Annotated in this window: 19 protein-coding genes; 10 read left to right on the top strand and 9 right to left on the bottom strand. The window is 42.1% G+C overall.

The window, feature by feature from the left end; genetic code table 11:
- From T489_RS0103395 to T489_RS14090, 5 genes are all read right to left on the bottom strand, one after another.
- The coding region (locus tag T489_RS0103395) for a hypothetical protein (protein ID WP_031578638.1) at positions 1–446 on the bottom strand (446 nt) is incomplete at its 3' end.
- A gap of 262 nt (positions 447–708) precedes the next feature.
- Entirely contained in the window at positions 709–1,188 is a 480-nt protein-coding gene (gene greA / locus T489_RS0103390; protein WP_031578637.1) for a transcription elongation factor GreA, read from the bottom strand.
- Between the two features lie 192 nt (positions 1,189–1,380).
- A complete protein-coding gene (dnaJ, locus tag T489_RS0103385) occupies positions 1,381–2,559 on the bottom strand; it encodes a molecular chaperone DnaJ (protein WP_031578636.1) in 1,179 nt (392 codons plus the stop codon).
- A 126-nt stretch (positions 2,560–2,685) separates the two neighbouring features.
- The gene (dnaK, locus tag T489_RS0103380; protein WP_031578635.1) at positions 2,686–4,602 is read right to left on the bottom strand and encodes a molecular chaperone DnaK; all 1,917 of its coding nucleotides are present in this window, start codon (positions 4,600–4,602) and stop codon (positions 2,686–2,688) included.
- 140 nt (positions 4,603–4,742) lie between these two features.
- On the bottom strand, positions 4,743–5,558 hold the full coding sequence (locus T489_RS14090; protein ID WP_051621756.1) for a nucleotide exchange factor GrpE: 816 nt from the start codon (positions 5,556–5,558) through the stop codon (positions 4,743–4,745).
- Positions 5,559–5,878: 320 nt separating this feature from the next.
- On the opposite strand from T489_RS14090, the gene T489_RS0103370 reads away from it, so the two are divergent.
- Complete coding sequence (locus T489_RS0103370) at positions 5,879–6,244, top strand: DMT family protein (RefSeq protein WP_198020404.1); 366 nt, start codon at positions 5,879–5,881, stop codon at positions 6,242–6,244.
- A 75-nt stretch (positions 6,245–6,319) separates the two neighbouring features.
- Here T489_RS0103370 and T489_RS0103365 read toward each other — a convergent pair whose 3' ends face one another.
- Entirely contained in the window at positions 6,320–7,015 is a 696-nt protein-coding gene (locus tag T489_RS0103365) for a pseudouridine synthase (protein ID WP_031578632.1), read from the bottom strand.
- A 94-nt stretch (positions 7,016–7,109) separates the two neighbouring features.
- Positions 7,110–8,324, bottom strand: coding sequence for a beta-ketoacyl-ACP synthase I (fabB, locus tag T489_RS0103360; RefSeq protein ID WP_031578631.1), 1,215 nt, complete (start codon positions 8,322–8,324; stop codon positions 7,110–7,112).
- A gap of 360 nt (positions 8,325–8,684) precedes the next feature.
- On the opposite strand from fabB, the gene mnmD reads away from it, so the two are divergent.
- On the top strand, positions 8,685–9,467 hold the full coding sequence (gene mnmD / locus T489_RS0103355; protein ID WP_031578630.1) for a tRNA (5-methylaminomethyl-2-thiouridine)(34)-methyltransferase MnmC2: 783 nt from the start codon (positions 8,685–8,687) through the stop codon (positions 9,465–9,467).
- A 97-nt stretch (positions 9,468–9,564) separates the two neighbouring features.
- Here mnmD and T489_RS0103350 read toward each other — a convergent pair whose 3' ends face one another.
- On the bottom strand, positions 9,565–10,389 hold the full coding sequence (locus tag T489_RS0103350; RefSeq protein ID WP_031578629.1) for a DUF922 domain-containing protein: 825 nt from the start codon (positions 10,387–10,389) through the stop codon (positions 9,565–9,567).
- 596 nt (positions 10,390–10,985) lie between these two features.
- Complete coding sequence (locus tag T489_RS13435) at positions 10,986–11,306, bottom strand: cyclophilin-like fold protein (protein ID WP_051621755.1); 321 nt, start codon at positions 11,304–11,306, stop codon at positions 10,986–10,988.
- A 521-nt stretch (positions 11,307–11,827) separates the two neighbouring features.
- Here T489_RS13435 and infA point away from each other — a divergent pair.
- From infA to T489_RS0103295, 8 genes are all read left to right on the top strand, one after another.
- Positions 11,828–12,046 carry a translation initiation factor IF-1 gene (gene infA, locus T489_RS0103340; RefSeq protein ID WP_031578628.1) on the top strand — a complete coding sequence of 73 codons (219 nt, stop codon included), beginning with the start codon at positions 11,828–11,830 and terminating at the stop codon, positions 12,044–12,046.
- Positions 12,047–12,067: 21 nt separating this feature from the next.
- Positions 12,068–12,889, top strand: coding sequence for an SEL1-like repeat protein (locus tag T489_RS0103335; RefSeq protein ID WP_031578627.1), 822 nt, complete (start codon positions 12,068–12,070; stop codon positions 12,887–12,889).
- Positions 12,890–12,923: 34 nt separating this feature from the next.
- Positions 12,924–13,331, top strand: a complete 408-nt coding sequence (locus T489_RS0103330) for a hypothetical protein (RefSeq protein WP_031578626.1) — start codon at positions 12,924–12,926, stop codon at positions 13,329–13,331.
- Positions 13,332–13,796: 465 nt separating this feature from the next.
- The gene (locus tag T489_RS0103320; RefSeq protein ID WP_031578625.1) at positions 13,797–14,060 is read left to right on the top strand and encodes a cold-shock protein; all 264 of its coding nucleotides are present in this window, start codon (positions 13,797–13,799) and stop codon (positions 14,058–14,060) included.
- Positions 14,061–14,769: 709 nt separating this feature from the next.
- Entirely contained in the window at positions 14,770–15,519 is a 750-nt protein-coding gene (locus tag T489_RS0103310) for a hypothetical protein (protein ID WP_031578623.1), read from the top strand.
- A gap of 99 nt (positions 15,520–15,618) precedes the next feature.
- The gene (locus T489_RS0103305) at positions 15,619–16,860 is read left to right on the top strand and encodes an IS256 family transposase (RefSeq protein WP_031578622.1); all 1,242 of its coding nucleotides are present in this window, start codon (positions 15,619–15,621) and stop codon (positions 16,858–16,860) included.
- Positions 16,861–17,450: 590 nt separating this feature from the next.
- Positions 17,451–18,356, top strand: coding sequence for an AAA family ATPase (locus T489_RS0103300; RefSeq protein ID WP_031578621.1), 906 nt, complete (start codon positions 17,451–17,453; stop codon positions 18,354–18,356).
- 4 nt (positions 18,357–18,360) lie between these two features.
- Positions 18,361–19,311 (top strand): DUF58 domain-containing protein, encoded by a 951-nt coding sequence (locus T489_RS0103295; RefSeq protein WP_031578620.1) that lies wholly within the window; start codon positions 18,361–18,363, stop codon positions 19,309–19,311.
- Positions 19,312–19,319: the final 8 nt, after the last annotated feature.

Raw genomic sequence — 19,319 nt, 5'->3', positions numbered from 1 at the left:
GACAACAGCTTTTTATGCCTGTTAAACTTACCGAAAATCTGTTCCAGTGTCTTTGTAAGAGAACTGCCTGCCACGATGTTATCCAACGCCCATGTGGCTCCGGCACTGAGTCTTTTCAGATTCAAGGCTTCTCTTAGAGAAATCATCTCATCAATCGGTTCAAACTCATAATCATAGACGTTTCTGGAACCCTTTTGGCCTTTTAAAACTCTTCTGGTAATGAACCCTGCAAGTTCAGGGTGTTCGTCAAGAAATTCAGAATTCCATTCTATGACACCTTCAGTTCCGCCACCGACAATCTTGCCCACGGTTTTATTCTGCCCCGGCACCCTTCTCGGTTGTCTGAGTGTCTTGTCCCAAGTAATCTTATATGTCGTGACATAAGAGTATTTTCCCTGATTGATAATCATAAGAGGAGGTAATTTCGGAGTGTCTGCTACAGCCATAAAATCATCCATATAAACATATAATATATATGTTTATATTATACCGCAAAAAATTATGGAAGTCTTGTATTTTCTGCAACTTCCATTAAATTATTTTTCGTATATGTTTAAAACAACAAAGTTTCGGTATTTATCTGATCAACGGAGACCTGCGGGTCTCCGTTTTTTTGTCCGCGACAGGCAGATATGAAAAAAGGAGCCGGCATTACATACCGGGCTCCCTCTTCCTTAACAAAATCAGATAACAGAATATGAAATCACATTAAACGTAAAGAATGTCGTTAATGTAATAGGTTACCTTTCCCTTTGGAGTAACGATTTCAACTTCATCATCAACATACTTACCCATCAGACCTCTGGCAATAGGAGTCTTGAAGGAAAGCAGACCGTTTTTAACATCAGATTCATGTTCACCAACGATCTTATAGGTGATTTCAGTACCGTCATCCTTTTCAAGCTTAACGGTAGCACCGAAAACAACCTTCTTTTCACCGTCTACCTTAACCTTGGTGATGTCAATAACTTCAGCTGTTGATAACTGAGCTTCAAGATCCTTGATCTTGGCTTCACACATACCCTGAGCTTCTCTTGCCGCATGGTATTCCGCATTTTCCTTAAGGTCACCGTGTTCTCTGGCCTCGGCAATTAAATCAGATATACGAGGACGTTCAGTGCCTTTTAAAAAGTCAAGTTCCTTACGAATGGCTTCAGCACCCTGAACGGTCATTGGAGTTCTATCCATTATGTTCCCCCATTTTTAAAGAATAAAAAAATTGAATCAGCCGCTGTTCGCAGCTGACTCATGCACCAATTTATATTATCGTCAGTTTTGCTGCCGTGCTGTTAATTCACCACACCGCAACGTACTGAGTGTATTTTATCATGATAAGAATTAAATAACTTTATATCTCTCACAACTTTGACTGATTGAACATTACTTGTTCTTTTTTGAATCACTCATGCTGTCGAAGAAAGACTTAACCTTATCAAAGAACCCCTTGACTCCAGGAAGATTGTTTGAAGATTTAGCTCCGTTTCCGCTGATTGAATCGTCAAACTTCTTCAGAAGTTCCTTCTGCTCATTATTCAGATTTACCGGAACCTCAACAATGATTCTGCAGTAGAGATCACCCACGGCTGCCCCGTGGAGTGAAGGGATACCCTTGCCCTTGGCTCTTAACTGAGTACCTGACTGAGTACCTTCCTTAACGGTCAGGGAAATCTTGCCGTCGAGAGTAGGAACCTCAACCTTACCGCCTAAAGTAGCGGTAGTGATGCTGATAGGAACATCAACATAAAGATCCATACCGTCTCTTTCAAAAATCGGATGAGGCTTAACTCTGATAAATACAAACAGATCACCTGAAGGAGCACCGTTTCTGCCGGCTTCACCATAACCGCGGAGGGTCATTCTCATGCCGTCATCAACACCTGCCGGAATATCAACTTCAACTTCCTGCTTATCACGGTAGCGACCTTCACCGTTACACTTCTTACAAGGCTTGTCAAAGATCTTGCCTCTTCCGTGACAGTTAGGACAGGTTTCCTGAATTCTGAAAATTCCGTTACCCTTGAGAACCACGCCGGCACCGTGACAGGTTGGACATTCCTTGGTGGAAGAACCTGCTTCAGCACCTGTACCATGACAGCAGTCACAGGTAACGTTCTTATTGATCTTGAACTTCTTCTTGATTCCCTTTACGGCTTCTTCAAGAGTTATTGAAACCTGAAGCTGAAGATCTTCGCCTGGTTGAACTGAAGGACCGCGACGACGACCGCCAGCACCTCCGAAAATATCGCCGAAAGCCTGTCCGAAGATATCGCCGAAGTCGAATCCGCCACCGCCGAAGCCGCCGAATCCGCCACCGCCGAAACCGCCCTGGTTAGGATCAACCCCTGCAAAACCGTACTGATCGTATGCAGCTCTCTTCTGCTGGTCACTCAGAACCGCGTATGCTTCGTTGATTTCCTTGAACTTTTCTTCCGCACCGGGTTCCTTGTTGCGATCCGGATGATATTTCATGGCCAAACGCTTAAAGGCCCTTTTTATAGTCTGATCATCGGCATTCTTTTCAACACCAAGGACTTCATAGTAATCACGCTTCTCAGCCATAAAAACAAATTCCCTTAATTTAATCTCAATTCATAACATACAAGTAACGGACTCTGTCAGCTGACAGTGTCCGTTATTCTCTAATAGCGGGGTTCTCCCCCGCTATCTTGCATTACCTGTATGCCGTTAAACTTCTTCGAAGTCAGCGTCACGGGCACCGCCATTGTTACCGCTGTTGCCGTTGCTGCCGCCAGCACTCTGCTGCTGACCTGCTGCGCCGGCTGCACCTGCCTGCTGAGCGTACTGAGATAAAGCACCTGCAATATCCTGAAGCTTCTTTTCAGCAGCTTCGATTGCTGCTAAATCGTCACCGCGGCATGCATTTTCGAGGTTGTTAATAGCCTGGCTGAGTTCAGTCTTAACATTTTCAGGAAGCTTATCGCCGTTTTCCTGCATCTGCTTCTGGTAAGCATGAATAAGAGCATCAGAACGGTTACGTGCGTTAGCCAGATCTGCGAACTTCTTATCTTCTGCAGAGTGAGCTTCAGCTTCACGAACCATCTTCTGAATTTCTTCTTCTGACAGACCAGATGAAGACTGAATGGTAATCTGCTGTTCCTTACCGGTGTTCTTATCCTTTGCACTTACGTGAATCAGACCATCAGCATCGATATCGAAGGTAACTTCAATCTGTGGAACTCCGCGTGGAGCTGCAGCAATACCTTCGAGGTTAAAGTTACCGAGTAACTTATTGTCTGCCGCACGCTTACGTTCACCCTGAAGTACGCGAATGGTTACTGCAGGCTGGTTATCTTCTGCGGTAGAGAAGGTCTGGCTCTTCTTGGTAGGAATAGTGGTATTCTTTTCAATCAGAGTAGTCATTACACCACCGAGAGTTTCAATACCGAGTGATAACGGAGTAACGTCGAGCAGTAACACGTCCTTCTTATCACCTGCAAGTACGGAACCCTGAATTGCTGCACCAACTGCAACTGCTTCATCTGGGTTTACGTCCTTACGTGGTTCCTTACCGAAGAATTCAGATACAACCTTCTGAACCAGTGGCATACGGGTCTGACCGCCAACCAGTAATACTTCATCAACTTCACCAACTGACAGGCCGGCATCCTTTAATGCAGTCTGTACAGGAATCAGAGACTTCTGAACCAGGTCTTCAACCAGAGATTCAAGCTTTGCACGGGTAAGCTTGATGTTCATGTGCTTAGGACCGGTAGCATCAGCAGTGATGTAAGGGAGGTTGATATCGGTCTGAGTTGCAGATGAAAGTTCGATCTTAGCCTTTTCTGCACTTTCCTTCAGACGCTGTAAAGCGTGGATATCATTTCTTAAATCAATGTTGTTGGTAGCCTTGAATTCGTCAATCAGGTAGTTGATTAACAGGTTATCAAAGTCTTCACCGCCTAAGTGGGTATCACCGTTGGTTGAAAGTACTTCGAAGGTCTTTTCACCGTCAACTTCATCGATATCAATGATTGAAATATCGAATGTACCGCCACCGAGGTCGTATACGGCAATCTTCTTTTCGCCCTTAACCTTGTCTTCACCGTAAGCCATAGCAGCTGCGGTAGGTTCGTTAATAATACGCTTAACGTTAAGACCTGCAATACGGCCTGCGTCCTTGGTAGCCTGACGCTGCTGGTCGTTGAAGTATGCAGGAACGGTAATAACAGCTTCTGTTACTTCTTCACCGAGGATGTCTTCAGCAGTCTTCTTCATCTTCTTGAGAACTTCTGCAGAAACCTGTGGTGGAGCCATTTCCTTGTCTTTTACGTTAACCCATGCGTCGCCGTTAGGAGACTTAACAATCTTGAAAGGCATGATTGAAATATCACGCTGAACTTCAACATCGTCAAAACGACGACCGATAAGTCTCTTGATAGCGAATAATGTATTCTTTGGATTTGTTACAGCCTGACGCTTTGCAACATCACCTACCAGGATTTCACCATCATCGGTGTAACCGATGATTGAAGGGGTGGTACGATGACCTTCCGCATTTTCTAATACACGAGCGTTGCCGTTTTCATATACTGCCACACATGAGTTGGTAGTACCGAGGTCGATACCGATAATCTTACCCATTTTTAAACTCCTATACTTAAATCTTTAAGCCGCATTGTCTTAATCTCTTTCTGCTGCGGCTTTCTTCTTATCTCTACACTATCTTAAATAATGCCTTGTTTTTTAAATTCAAGATTAAAAGTAAAAATTTTTTATTTTTTTTACATTCCTGATGAAACAACAACAAGTGCAGGCTTTAATAAACGTCCGTTCAGTGCATATCCCTTCTGGATAACACCCATTACGTGGTTGGCAGGAACCGCCGGATTAGGGATATGCTGAATAGCCTGCTGATAGTTAGGATCGAATAATTCATTCAGAGGATCAATTACCTCCACTCCGTTCTTCTTGATGGCCTTAAGGATAAGTTCCATGGTCATTTCCAGACCGGCAATCAGATCCTTCTGCTGTTCATTGTTGCGATCGGAGTAGAAAAGCGCCTTTTCCAAAGGTTCAATGCTTGGAATCAGATCCTTTACAAAGCCTTCAAGAGCAAAACTCTTTGCCTTGCTGATTTCGTTTTCACTTCTGGTAAGAATGCGTTTTACTTCTTCTTCCTTAGCTGCGACTTCTTCGGCAAGCTTCTTCTGAGTCACTTCAATGATCTTCTTCTGCTTGTCTTCATATTCGGCTGTTGCATTCTTCTTGTATTCATCGTACTGAGCCATTACAGTACTCTTTTCCTGCTGCAGTGCACCGAGTTTTCTGTCGAATTCCTTCTGCAGATGATTCTTTTCATCCTTGAGCTGCTTGATTGAAAGTCTTGCAGAATAAAGTTCTGTTCTTAACTGTTCAGGAGTCAGGTTGGCGGCAACTTCCAGAATATCAATTTCTTCCTCAGCCGCTTCTTCTGCTGATTCAGCTTCAGCAGCCTGTGCCTTCACTTCTTCCTGATTTTCAGAATTCTGAGTACTGGTTTCAGCACTTTCGTTTACCTGTTCTTCAGCAGTGCCGGTCTGTTTTTCCTGTTCACTCATAAAAATCCGTCTCCTAAAAATAATAAAACACAATATACATCTAGCTATATAGGGATGAATTTTCGGATTTCAACAGCAAATTCCAAAATGCCGGAAATATTTTCTGTTTTCAGCTTTTCCGAAAGAATCCAGGTATTCCGGCGCTGAAATCACGGCCCCCGTTTTTACCGCAAATCATTATCACGACTGAATCCGTCGACATTAATAAAATTCGTTCTATATACCTTATTTATGATAAAATGCGAGCTTTACTGAAGGCTTTTTCTTTGAAAGTAGCAAATAGTATTTAACTGTTTAACTGATAATTTAAGGTATTTGTTATGCTGATGGAGTACAAAGTTGTTATTGGATGTATTTCTCTGCTTGTTCTGAGTAATGTCTTTATGAACATAGCATGGTACGGTCATTTAAGCAAACTGGCCGACAAGCCCGTATACATAGCCGTTATCGTCTCATGGCTTATCGCTCTTATCGAGTATATGCTGATGGTTCCCGCCAATCGCTATGCCCATGATTACTTTACCATCGGTCAGCTGAAAATAATGCAGGAGGTTATCACCCTTACAGTTTTCGTTCCTCTGTCAATCCTGATGTTCGGCGAAAAATGGAACTGGGACTATCTGTGGGCGGCACTCTGTATGGTTGGCGCCGTATTCTTTGCATTCCGCTCAAAAATTTTTGCCTGAAACATTTAGCTGTCACTATAGAAACAGAGAACCGGACTTTCGTCCGGTTCTCTGTTTTTCAGCATGTTCTGCCTACTAAAAAAGAGCTATCTCACGTTCCGTAAGTTCACGGTATTCGCCAGGCATCAGATCATCGTCAAGCATCACCTCACCGATAGAAATGCGTTTAAGTCCTACCACTCTGTTCCCCGTAAAACCGAACATTCTTTTCACCTGATGATATCTGCCTTCGGTAATGGTCAGCAGCACATGTTTCGGTTCAAGAATTTCAAGTCTGGCTGGTCTTGTCGGTTCTTTCTCACCGCGAAGAAGCACTCCCTTCTCAAACAGTTCTATATTGCTTTCAGGACAGTCTTCAGCCAGCCATACCTCATAGGTTTTTGTGTGGGACTTTTTGGGAGAGGTTATACGGTGCGCCCAGGCCCCGTCATCAGTAATGAACAGAAGACCTTCGGTATCAAGGTCCAGTCTGCCCACGCAGAACAGTCCCCCCGCCTCCTCGGAAAGCAGGGTCAGAACAATCGGATTCATCGGATCATCATTTGAACAGACGCACCCCTGAGGCTTATTTATCATGAAATACCTCTTTTTCTGCTCAGTTACCACTTCAAGACCGTCACCGTTGCAGACAATGGCATCTTCAGGTCCGACCTTGAGTGCCGCATCCTTTACCACACTGCCGTTAACGGTAACCTCGCCTTTACGGATAACAACACCCGCCTCCTTTCTGCTCAGACCGTAATTCAGTGTAAGACATTTATCCAGTCTAATTCTGTCGCCCATTTATTATCCTTATATACAAAAAAATCAGAAGAAAAAATTTTCCTCTGATTTTTTAAAAAACGTCTGCCGTCGGCAGACCGCATTAACCGTGATACTTGTTGAAAATCAGACAGGCATTGGTTCCGCCGAAACCGAAGCTGTTTGACATTACGCATTCAAGCTCAATATCCTTGGCTGAAGTAACAATTGGCAAACCTTCTGCCAGAGGATCAAGATTTTCAATATTGATACTTGGAGCAATGAAGTTATTGTTAAGCATCAGAAGTGAGTAAATGGCTTCCTGCACGCCTGCAGCACCGAGACTGTGTCCTGTCATAGCCTTGGTTGCGCTCAGGAACGGAACATTTTCACCGAATGTTGTCTTGATTGCCTCAAGTTCCTTGGTATCGCCCACCTTGGTTGAAGTACCGTGAGTATTGATGTACTGGACAGGATTGGCTGAAGTTGCCATAGCCTGCTTCATGCATCTCACCGCACCTTCTCCGGAAGGGGCTACCATGTCGTAACCGTCTGAAGTTGCGCCGAAGCCTACCAGTTCACCGTAAATCTTGGCACCGCGCGCAAGTGCATGTTCGAGTTCTTCAACAACAACCATGCCGCCACCGCCGGCAATAACAAAACCGTCACGATCGGCATCATAGGTTCTTGAAGCCTTTTCAGGAGTTTCATTGTACTTGGTGCTTAAGGCGCCCATGCCGTCGAACAGACAGGCCAGACTCCAGTCCAGTTCTTCACCGCCACCGGCAAACACGACATCCTGCTTGCCAAGCATAATCTGTTCAGCAGCAGTGCCGATACAGTGAGCTGATGTTGAACAGGCTGAACTGATACTGTAATTAACGCCTTTAATCTTGAAAGGTGTTGCCAGACATGCTGAAGTGGTTGATCCCATGCATCTAGTAACCTGATAAGGACCTACACGACGAATCCCCTTGGTTCTTAAGGTATCACAGGCTTCAACCTGATTTCTGCTTGATGCACCGCCGGAACCGCAGATAAGACCGGTTCTTTCATTTGAAACTTCTGATTCGGTAAGACCGGAATCCTCTACTGCCTGCTGCATGGAAAGATAGGCATATGCGGCAGCATCGCCCATGAAGCGCTTAACCTTGCGATCAATCAGTTCATCAAGGTTTAAATCCACTGCACCCCATACGTTTGACTTTAAACCTGCTTCCTTAAACTGTTCAGAAAAAGAAATGCCAGACTTTCCTGTTTTTAAGGACTGCAGAACATTCTGCAAATTGTTACCAATACTGGACACAATTCCCATACCGGTAATAACTGCTCTTCTCATAATTTATATATCTCTTTATTGATTTTTTACACCACCCGAGGCGGCCCCAGTAAAGCTTTAGACAGAACTTAACCGCTCAGGTTCATGACCCGGTCAGAAAAATTTCAGCCGGAAACCAAGGAATGTAAAACTACATATCCACAATGAATCACATTATATTATAGTTTTTTTTAATTGTGGCAAAAATCAATTCATACTGTGTCACATAACAGAAATGTGTATAAAAACACCTGCATTAACACATTTCTCCTGTCGAAACGGATTATCCGGAATCAGTTTAAAAATCAATTGTTATCGGAATGTGGACAGTTGATTTCCGGTGATCAATAATTATCCGTCGTCTGAAAACAGGAACGTATCATGATTACTATCACCTCCTCTCTCCCGGAAAATCCGATAACCTACGCCAGCATCGATTTTACCGAAACCGATGAACCCCGCAGCACCGATTTTGATGATGTGTATTTCTCCGACTGCGGAGGCATGGATGAAACAGAACATGTTTTCATAAACGGATGCGATCTGAAGGAAAGACTTCCGGCATCGGCAGGTTCACTTTCTGGCAACGGAACAGGCCCCCGTGAATATCTGATTGGAGAAACGGGATTCGGTACCGGACTCAATCTGCTAACTCTGATGCGTTTCTACAGGCTTCTTGAAGAAGAGGCTGAAACACTCCCTGACATTACCTTTCTGACAGTGGAGAAATATCCTCTGAGTCCTGATGACATGGCCAGAGCCCACCGACACTTTCCTCAGCTTGAAAAAGAAAGTAAGGAACTACTTCAGGCATTATTTTCACGCCCCCTGCACACAGGACTGAACAGGGTAGTCATAAACAGTCACTTCACCCTTGTACTGATGATTGGGGACATATCCGACTGCTATTCGCGCATCTCGGTAAATCAGCCTGTGAATTCATGGTTTCTTGACGGTTTCAACCCCAAAAGCAACAGCGACATGTGGTCTCTGCAAAGCATGAAGCTGCTTGTTAATCTTAGTACCGCAGGAACAAACATTGCCACCTTCACCGTGTGCCGTGAAGTCAGGGACAATCTCAGAGAGGCAGGTTTTACTCTGGTAAAGCGCCGGGGGTTCGGCCGAAAAAGAGAAATGCTTACCGGTTTTCTGGCCTCTGAATAACACCTATTTCGTAAAAATCCACAGGCATTACAAAAAGAAATCCGCATGACCAACCGGTAATCATGCGGATTGTTCAGTTAATAACAAAACCGTGAATTTATTCGGTTTCAACTGATTCTACGTAGTCTCTTCTGGCGAATGCAGGCATCCTGACGCCGAAATATCTGCCGCCTGCAGTTTCATAGCGGTATCTTCTCATTTTTTCCTTGGCAAGCTCAAGACCGCTGTTACCGATGTTATTAACCTTTTCCACGAGATCTGAACAGAGAGACTGCTTAGGAATGAAACGGATTCTGTTTGCAATTTCCTTGCTTACCTCAATCATAATCTGATTATGTGTAGCTTCATAGTTGGAAACACTGGTAAGGAAGGTACCCCACTGTTCCTTGACTTCATCAGGCTGGTTTTCCATACCAACCCACTGTGGAACCATCATGGTCACATTGGTAACGATATTTGCTCCGTAGAACTTGCATTCACCTTCTTCCTGACGTGTATCAAGGCTCCAGTCAACACCATAGGTAACCTTTGTCACACTCTTTTTGCCGGTTGAGGCATTTTCAGGGGCAAACATTACAATCTTTTCTCTGAGCTCATCAGGATCGGAGGCTTCAACCTGATAAAACTCGGTGTTTTTATTAATCTTTTCTCTGATGCTCAGATCGTGATAGTAAACATCCCCCTTTGCGGCATTCATCTGCTGATAAGCCAGCTGATTTCTGCCTGCTTCACTCAGATAGCTTTCATCAATGTACGGCTTATCCACGACGTTGTTATCTGCGTTGACGGTAGAGAATTTACGATCAAGAACGGAACCTGAACCTGCTGAGGTCATTCCCGGTAAAACAAATAGAAAAACATACAGTACTACCAGCGGAACCACGATAATACTTAACGCTGTTACTATTTTTAGTCTTGGCATTTTTTACACCCTTTTAATCCTGCTTTTGCAGTCCTATCAGGAAAGCCCTGAAATTGGTTAATCACAGCATCTTCCGATATATTCAGATAAATGCCGGATCACCTTTCCGGATAAACTCCGTATATCCCGGTGCAGGAAACAGTGCGGTAAATATAAAACTCTCAATACAGCACCTACACTTTAATAAAATGCAAACATCCCTGTCTTTTTTCTTATCTCCGGATGTTTGTTTCCTTGCATTAAACACGCTTCTAATCATCTCAAAAGCGCATCTTGGTAAAACTTTCCAGCTCTTCGGTCCCAGTCTGCAGACGGGAACGGCATGACAATCAGTCTCCGTCGGCAGAACCGGGTAATAAAGAAACCCTTAAATCAACCTTGCAAAACTACTATATTTCTGCAAGTTTACTTTATTTGTTGTGGTAAGCTCTAATGTTTTATGTAACGCCGTCGGCATTACTAGATATTAATCACATGGAAATATAATAATAAGTTATTCAAAAGTTATTTAAAAGTTACTCTTTCGTATCATGAGATATAGCTCAAAAAATAATCAGTTTTTATGGTTAAAACTGGCTGAACCGTAATAAACATCATTATTTTTCAGTGTTTTCAGAAGTTATTGAAACTGTAACGTGTTCCTTACCAAGAAGCTCTTTAAGTTCCTCCGGAGTTTTACCGGTAATTCGGCCGAGTCTGGTATAGCTCCAGGTGTTTTTTCCGTAAAAAAGCACTATCATGCTGCCGCAATAAAGCAGAATATCACCGGGTGCGGAAGTGATTTCCGTGTCGGAATGAGGAAGCGCTGTACCGAGTTCACCTACCTGCTCAAAACCGCCGTACATTTTTGTACTGATATTAACGGGAGCTTTACACGCAATTGTGCGCAATGCCTCGACTGATTCGTTTTTTCCCACAATACTGAAACCTCAACGGAATCTATTTTTACTTTAAACATCAGCCGCATACCTCCAGCTTTCATTAATTTTCACTTAAAACAATAATACATCAGAAAACATTACAGCTTAACCGACAGTGTGCTTATCCGAGAAAACAGATCAGAATTAATTCTCATTGATTTCCGTCCATACCGGCAGTTCTGTCCGCGCACCGTGAGATTTTTTTAACTTAATCGCAAAAAATCAGTGTTTTTAAGCAATTTTATAAACGTTTTTCCATAAGTAACAATTCAGACAATTTGATTAAAATATAACCAAGTAATAAAAAATTTCACTTTAGAGTATTTAAAACCATTATCATTTTTTTATATTTTATATGAATATAGTGCGATACAGTTCGCTTTTTTCTTTGCATATTTATAAAAAAGATAGTACAATTCAGCTCAATTTTTGATTTGAGTTTTTTTATTCTCAAATCGGTAAAAAACAATCACATACAGTCTTTTAAATATTAAAAAATAATAAAGAGTTAATAAAACATGTCCAAAGAAGACAATATTGAAATGCAGGGTGTAGTACTCGAAACCCTTCCAAACACCACTTTCAGAGTACAGCTTGAAAACGGCCACGTTGTTATGGCCTACATTTCCGGTAAGATGCGCAAGAACTATATCCGTATTTTAACCGGCGACAAGGTTACGGTTCAGATGACTCCTTACGACCTCACCAAAGGCCGTATTGTATTCCGCAGTCGCTAAAATAACCTTCCGGGGGTATTTATGTTTTTATTTATTTTAAAAAGTTTAATATCCTTCGGACTTATCTATGCTGTTTTTGGCTTTTACGGTAATGTAAGCGACAACCTTGTTGTCAAAGGAATACTGTGTGTATGCATACTCCTTGTGACCTACTGGGTTGACTTTTTCAGATTTGCCAGAGTGTTCATAAACTACTTCAGGGCACTCAGATGCATGAAAACAGGAAGATACAGCAAAGCATTTTCACTTTTTGAAAGACTGCTGAGCGCTGAATTTGCTCCTTCTCTGCCCTATCTCGCAAGAATGAGATTCATCGGACTGGGAACAAACATCAACGTGAATGCCGCCAAGTACTACAGTGAAAGAGCTATAAGAAATGATTATCAGGAATGTATTTATCTGCTTGCCGTAATAAATTTTTTCGGAGATACATTATCTGATTATTTCAAAAAAACCTATAGTGCAAAAAACTATGGGGGATATGAAAATAAAAAAATAATAAGAAAAGAAGCAGACAGGAAGAATGAAGAATTTAACGACAGCAGAGTTTCAGTCACCAAAAGACGTAGAACCAGCGTTCATGATACGTCCATAGCCCCTGACTACAATGAGTGCGTTTTTCATCTGCATTCCTATCTTGAAAAAGCTTCTGAGACAGACAGGGATTACGGTGATGCCTGTGCTTTGATGGCATACTGTCTGTATACGGGAAAAGGCGTTCCTAAAAATATAGAAAAAAGTAATGACCTTTTTAAGCACGCAGAAATGCTGAAATCAAAAAACGTACATTACTTAAAAGATTGTGCACTTGGAAATTTGGAAGTGTCCAACTATTCTATCTAGTCTGATTGCTAATAAAAACATCAAAGGAAATACTATGAGTCCGGAATTATATAAAAGATGGAGACTTGGCTTAGGATTTGTAACAGCCAAAAATTTAGCAGAACATCTGGATATGGCTGCAATTTCAATCAGCACCTATGAATCAAGAGGAAGTGGTTCGAGTGCAGACGATAAACTCTTGAGGATTCTTGAAAAGAAAATCATAGAAAGAAGCGATGATTTCATTAACGCTGTTGTTGAAACTGCCGCTAAATTCGGCATGCTCTCAAATACCCATCAGGGAAATCCGGCAGCGGGTGAACAGAATACTCCGGAAGACAAGGTTCTTGAACAGGCCGCAAGCAGCAGAGCAATTCTTGCTGACAAGGCTCTGGAACTTAAGGTTTATGATCTTGAAGAACGTGTTAAGACTTTAGAAAGAATCATTGCTAAAAACACCTAGTATCTGACTCATCTCCATTAAAAAGGTCTGTATATTCAGATACAGACCTTATCTGTCTGTTCAGGCATGAATAGCATTCCTGAAAGTCTGTTTTTTTCATAAACAAGATACAAATTCATATCCTGTCCAAATTGGTTATTATTTACTCTTTACGCACCATTTTGGTGATTTAATGCCCCACAAACAATCTTTAAAACCGTAAGATTTCAGAAATTATCCATTAATTCCGTCATTGACTTCATCCGCACCGACAGTCTTCCGAATATGTATAAGACCGAACTGATGTCATTCTTCCGGTTTATCAGTTACGGCACATCCTCTTTTCTCTGATTTATGTCAAATTTTTAATTTTAGAAGAGAATATCCGGCTTAATCATATTTTTATTCCTGTTAAATGGCATGTTTTTTGCTTAAACACAAGTATATTACTATTCTTTCCCTGTTAAACTTATGGAGGCATTTCACATGCTAAGAGGTACCGTAAAATGGTTTAATAACGCCAAAGGATTTGGCTTTGTAGTCCCTGCTGAAGGCAAGGAAGATGTTTTTGTACACTATACCGCCATTGCCATGAACGGATACAGAACTCTCAAACCTGGTCAGCTGGTTGATTACACTGCAGAAATTACAGATCACGGTCTGCATGCCGTAACTCTCACGGTTGTTGAAGAGAACGAAGAGGCGACAGAAAAAAATGACAGCAAAAAAGATCTTTCCATTGCTGCCTAATTTCCATAATCACAACCTGTACAAATATTACACATTGCATATTAATCTTTATTAAAACCTTCCCAAATCACTGTACTATATAAATTTATCTAGAAACCCTTGTAAGGTAACGATCTTCTCAAACACGAGATATATTCCAATATCGTCTCGTGTTTTTTTATGTTTTCTTTTACTTGATCGAGCATGAATCCGAAGATGGTTAAGTCCGTCTGAATCCTGATAAAAATCGTGTCCGGTTACAACTGCGGACTTGACACCGAGCAATTTCTTGCATAATGTATCAGCTGAAGCCATCTGTTAGCACTCCTTTAAGTAATGGTTTATTAAAGGATAACAGGTGGCTTTTTTAATTTCTAACAGTTAATTAAGATGACATGATTTTTCACTATCATGCCAGAAGCCTCTGATTTTCCCACACCAGCTATATTAAAAACAGGCAGCCTTTTCCATTTTTTATTGTTAATTAATCTATCAGGAAACTCATCATGCTAACCTGTTTTAGTAATCATACATGTACGATAAATTAAAAACTTAGAACTTGATTGCATTCTGCATAGTCAGCATGTTTTATCATGAGTAAAGACATTCTCCTGCTCACAGTCTCTAAAGCAGAAGAACATCGGTGCAAAAATTTACTGATTATTTTCCCTGAACATTCGTACTGCAAAACTGTCTGTAATAAAGACAGTGAAAGGAGAACCGGTAAGATATGAATCAGACAATTAAAAAGCTGGAAGAAATAGTTGAAAGAGAAGGCGTGGATTACCTGCACGACGAACCTTATGAGGTTTACCTCGAGCTCACGGATGCAAAGGTCTGCCCTAAAAACATTGCCGGCGGAATACTGCTGGTCCTCCTGAACGAAATTCTCTACGACAATGAGGATATTGCGGATGACATTGCCGCATTCACCGAAACCATAAGTAAAGAATGCGGTCTTACCGAAAGAATATCCGAATATGTGGCCTGCATACTGGCATCTCTCTATTCCGAAGATAACAGAAGAAAATGGAACGGAGAACAATCAGAGATTGAGGAGTTCCTTTCAGAAGATCTGGATCTGGACTGGTACGGTTCAGGCTACTGGTATGGAAACAATGCCCCCATCGAATGTAATTACGATGCCCACTTTACAATAAGACCGAAAGATACAAAGCTCATCCTGAATAATTTATCCTCAGATCTGAAAATAACGCCGCTTATAAGCTGTGATGAACTGACCATCCTGATTGAAGACCAAATCAGTGATTATCTGGATAGGATGTTTGATGACTTTCTGATGGAAGCCGAGAATGAGCTTAACGAATTTTTGGACAGCTCATTTGAGGTGTTCTGTCCGCCTGATGAGTATTCACCTCCGTCAGCTGATGACTTTAACTGCCTGAAGCATCTTAAAAACTGGTGTAAGGAGAACGGGTTCACGGTTGTTTCCTTCGAAGGCAATGGAAGTAAATACTGACCGGGTGTGTGAACCAAACTCTGTAAATTACATATAGCTAAAAATGTCAGAAAAACTCCTGAGATATAATTTAACTTATATAATCAGGAGTTTTGCATTATGGTTAAAGAAAAAAAGTCCGTCCACAGGATCCAGATGACTGAAGGGAAGCATCAGATTATCAAACAGCTTCTTCAGGAATATAATATCGAAACCGTAGCCGACATACAGGCTGCTCTTAGGGATCTTTTAGGCAGTACCATCAAAGATATGATGGAAGCTGAAATGGAGCAGCATCTTGGGTACCAGAAATCCGAACGTTCAGACAGTGATGATTATCGTAACGGTTATAAAAAGAAAACCGTCAATACCAGCATGGGCAGTTTGGAACTTGATGTACCTCAGGACAGGAAATCAACTTTTGAACCGCAGATTGTCAAGAAAAGACAGAAATACATATCTGAAATAGACCAGAAGATCATTGCCATGTATGCCAGAGGAATGACCACCAGACAAATCTCTGACACGCTTTATGAAATATACGGCTTTGAGGCGTCTGAAGGTTTTATATCTGATGTTACGGATAAGCTTCTGCCAAAAATAGAAGAATGGCAAAACAGACCATTAGAGGATGTTTATCCTGTTGTTTTTATTGATGCCATTCATTATTCGGTAAGGGATAACGGTATTATCAGAAAGCTGGCGGCTTATGTGATTTTAGGTATCAGTTGTTCTGGACGCAAGGAAGTACTATCCATTCATGTCGGAGAAAACGAAAGTGCAAAATTCTGGCTTTCCAGCCTAAATGAATTAAAGAACCGAGGTGTTCGGGACATCATGGTTATCTGTGCTGACGGGCTCAGCGGTATTAAAGAAGCCATTTCCGTAGCCTTTCCTAAGACAGAATACCAGAGATGTATCGTCCATCAAATAAGAAACACCTTAAAATACGTTCCGGAAAAAGACCGTAAAGCATTTGCCAGAGACCTAAAAACAATCTATCAGGCAGCGAATGAAGAAGACGGCAGAAAGGCCCTGGACCATGTTACGGCGAAGTGGCAGGATAAGTATCCAAGAGCCATGAAACGCTGGTATGACAATTGGGATGCAATATGCCCGATTTTTAAATTCTCAGCTGAAGTCAGAAAGGTTATTTACACCACCGATGCCATTGAAAGTCTTAATGCGTCTTACCGCAAACTGAATCGCCAAAGAAGCGTATTTCCGAGTGACCAGGCCTTGCTGAAAGCACTGTATCTTTCCACTTTTGAAGCAACCAAAAAATGGACCATGCCTCTAAGAAACTGGGGAGTAATCTACGGTGAATTTCAGATAATGTATGAAGGCCGATTACCAGACTGATTTCTGGGATAAACAAAAGACGGAAGCTGAAACTTCCGTCTATTGATTATTTTGTTTTTTAATAAAAATAGTTAAATTTCAATAGAAATAATTGACTATTTTATTCATAAAACATAAATCTTGACTTATAAAAACAAACAGGTAATATTAATAACACAAAAGCAGTAACCGGAAGGTCACTGCTTTAAAAAAATTCTCAGGATGTTTTTCTATTTACAGAAAGATTTTCACGTACTCGATCAAAAAAGGCCTCGGGGACGACCTAGAAAAGAACAGTAAAACAATTGGCGGATTCATTTAGCTTACATATGTATAGTCCGCCAATTTGGGATTCTTTTACTTTATTGCATTCTTCTCATTTTTCTCCCCTGAGTGGGAGATTTTTTATCCGCAAATATCAACTCATCAACGTCTTAAACATTTTTATCCTTACCTAATCGCAAAAATCTATATCATTTATTTATATGATTATTCTCCTAGACTATAATTATACATAGCAATACTGACAAACAATCTTAATCAACAATAGAACAGCACACTGGTCACTAGGCGTGTTCGGTGTGTTTCCTGCCGAAACCGGAGGAATCCCCATGGCAAACTGTCAAGACATCATCAAAAGCGTATCCACAGTAATTCTCGACAAGGAACAGCAGATAACCCTTGCCCTCAGCTGTATTCTCGCAAAAGGGCATCTTCTCATAGAAGACCTTCCGGGAATGGGAAAAACAACTCTGGCCAGAGCCTTATCACAGGTACTCGGACTCGAATGTCAGCGTGTACAGTTTACCGCCGACATGCTCCCAGGAGATCTGCTCGGAGCCAATATCTACAATGAAAATCAGCATACCTTTGAATTTCACAGAGGTCCGGTATTCACCAACATGCTTCTGGCGGATGAAATCAACAGAGGCTCTCCGAGAACCCAGAGTGCGCTTCTTGAAGTAATGGCCGAGCATCAGGTTTCTTTTGACGGAGAAACACATAAGATTCAGGAGCCGTTTTTTGTAATAGCCACCCAGAATCCTCTTGATCAGGCTGGCACTTTTCCTCTGCCAGAATCTCAGCTTGACCGTTTCACCCTGCGTATTGAACTAGGCTTTCCTGCCAGAGCTCAGGAAATGAGAATTCTGAAAAGGGAAAACGGACCGATTAACCTTTCACCTCTTGTTAACGGAACCGAACTCATAAAGATGCAGGAAGAGGTTGAACACGTCCATGCGTCTGACGCCATCATAAACTACATTATGGACCTCTGTGAAGCAACCAGAAAGGATCAGGACATACCTAATCCTCTTTCTCCTCGCGCAGCCATCGCTCTTCTGGCCGTAAGCCGTGCCTATGCCTATGCAAAGGGACGTGACTACGTGGCACCTGACGATGTGCAGACGGTATTCCCTCATGTTGCGGAACACAGACTGCGTAAAGGAAACCTGGCTACACTTAACTCCAACACCTTCAGCAGCAAGATTTTACACAAGATAAATCCTAACGTATAAGAATATGTCATACCGCAGCAAAAAAAGATGGGCCATCAGTAGCGGGGAAGCACTGACAAGACGCCGCATTTATCTGCTCCCCAACAAAAGCGGCATTATTTTCATCATCACCTGTGTGCTGATGATAGGCTTCGGGCTCAACTATGAAAACAACCTCGTGCTGTTTATAGCTCTTTTTGCGCTGTCTGTCTTAATAACCAGCGTCTACTACAGCTATGAGAACCTCAGGGGACTTAGTATTTCCTACAGGGAATCGCCGAACAACATATACGCAGGTGAATCCATATATATTCCCCTGTACCTGAACAACGCTGACTCACGCCATAACGTAAGGGAACTGCACCTGATGACAGGTGAAGGTCCGGATATTTTTATTGAAAATACTCCAGCCGGTCACAACAGTCAGCTGACCTGTTCATGCCCGCGCAGAGGATATTTCGAGATCCCCGTAATTAAAATTGAATCACTGTATCCTCTCGGGCTGATAAGAGGCTTCTCCTACTGCTCGTTTGATGAAATGGTTCTGGTTTATCCAAAACCCGTAAGCTGCGAATACATGCTGCAGAAGGAAGCAGGGGTTCCGGTCAGTAAAAACGACGGCATCCGATCAACAAACACTCACGGCAACGATGAAATTTCCGGACTGAAAAAATACACTCCCGGTGATTCCGTAAATCTGATTGACTGGAAACAGCTGGCACTTGGCAGAGGACTGATGGTAAAGGACTTCTCCGCCGATGACGCCATGGATATGTATCTTACCGAAAACAGTATAAAAAGCCGTGAACTTGAAGAACAGATTTCCATGCTGACCTATGCCGTTACGGATCTTACCCGCAGAAACATACAGTTCGGTTTTAAATTCAGGGAAATCTACATATCACCGGGCTTCGGTCATGAACATCAGCAGAGAATACTGAAACAGCTGGCCTTATACAATAATTCTTCCATCTAAAGACACTG

The organism is Ruminobacter sp. RM87, assembly GCF_000701925.1.
Taxonomy (GTDB): domain Bacteria; phylum Pseudomonadota; class Gammaproteobacteria; order Enterobacterales; family Succinivibrionaceae; genus Ruminobacter; species Ruminobacter amylophilus.
Note: the sequence above shows the minus strand (reverse complement) of the source record. Positions and strands in the feature narration are given on the sequence as shown.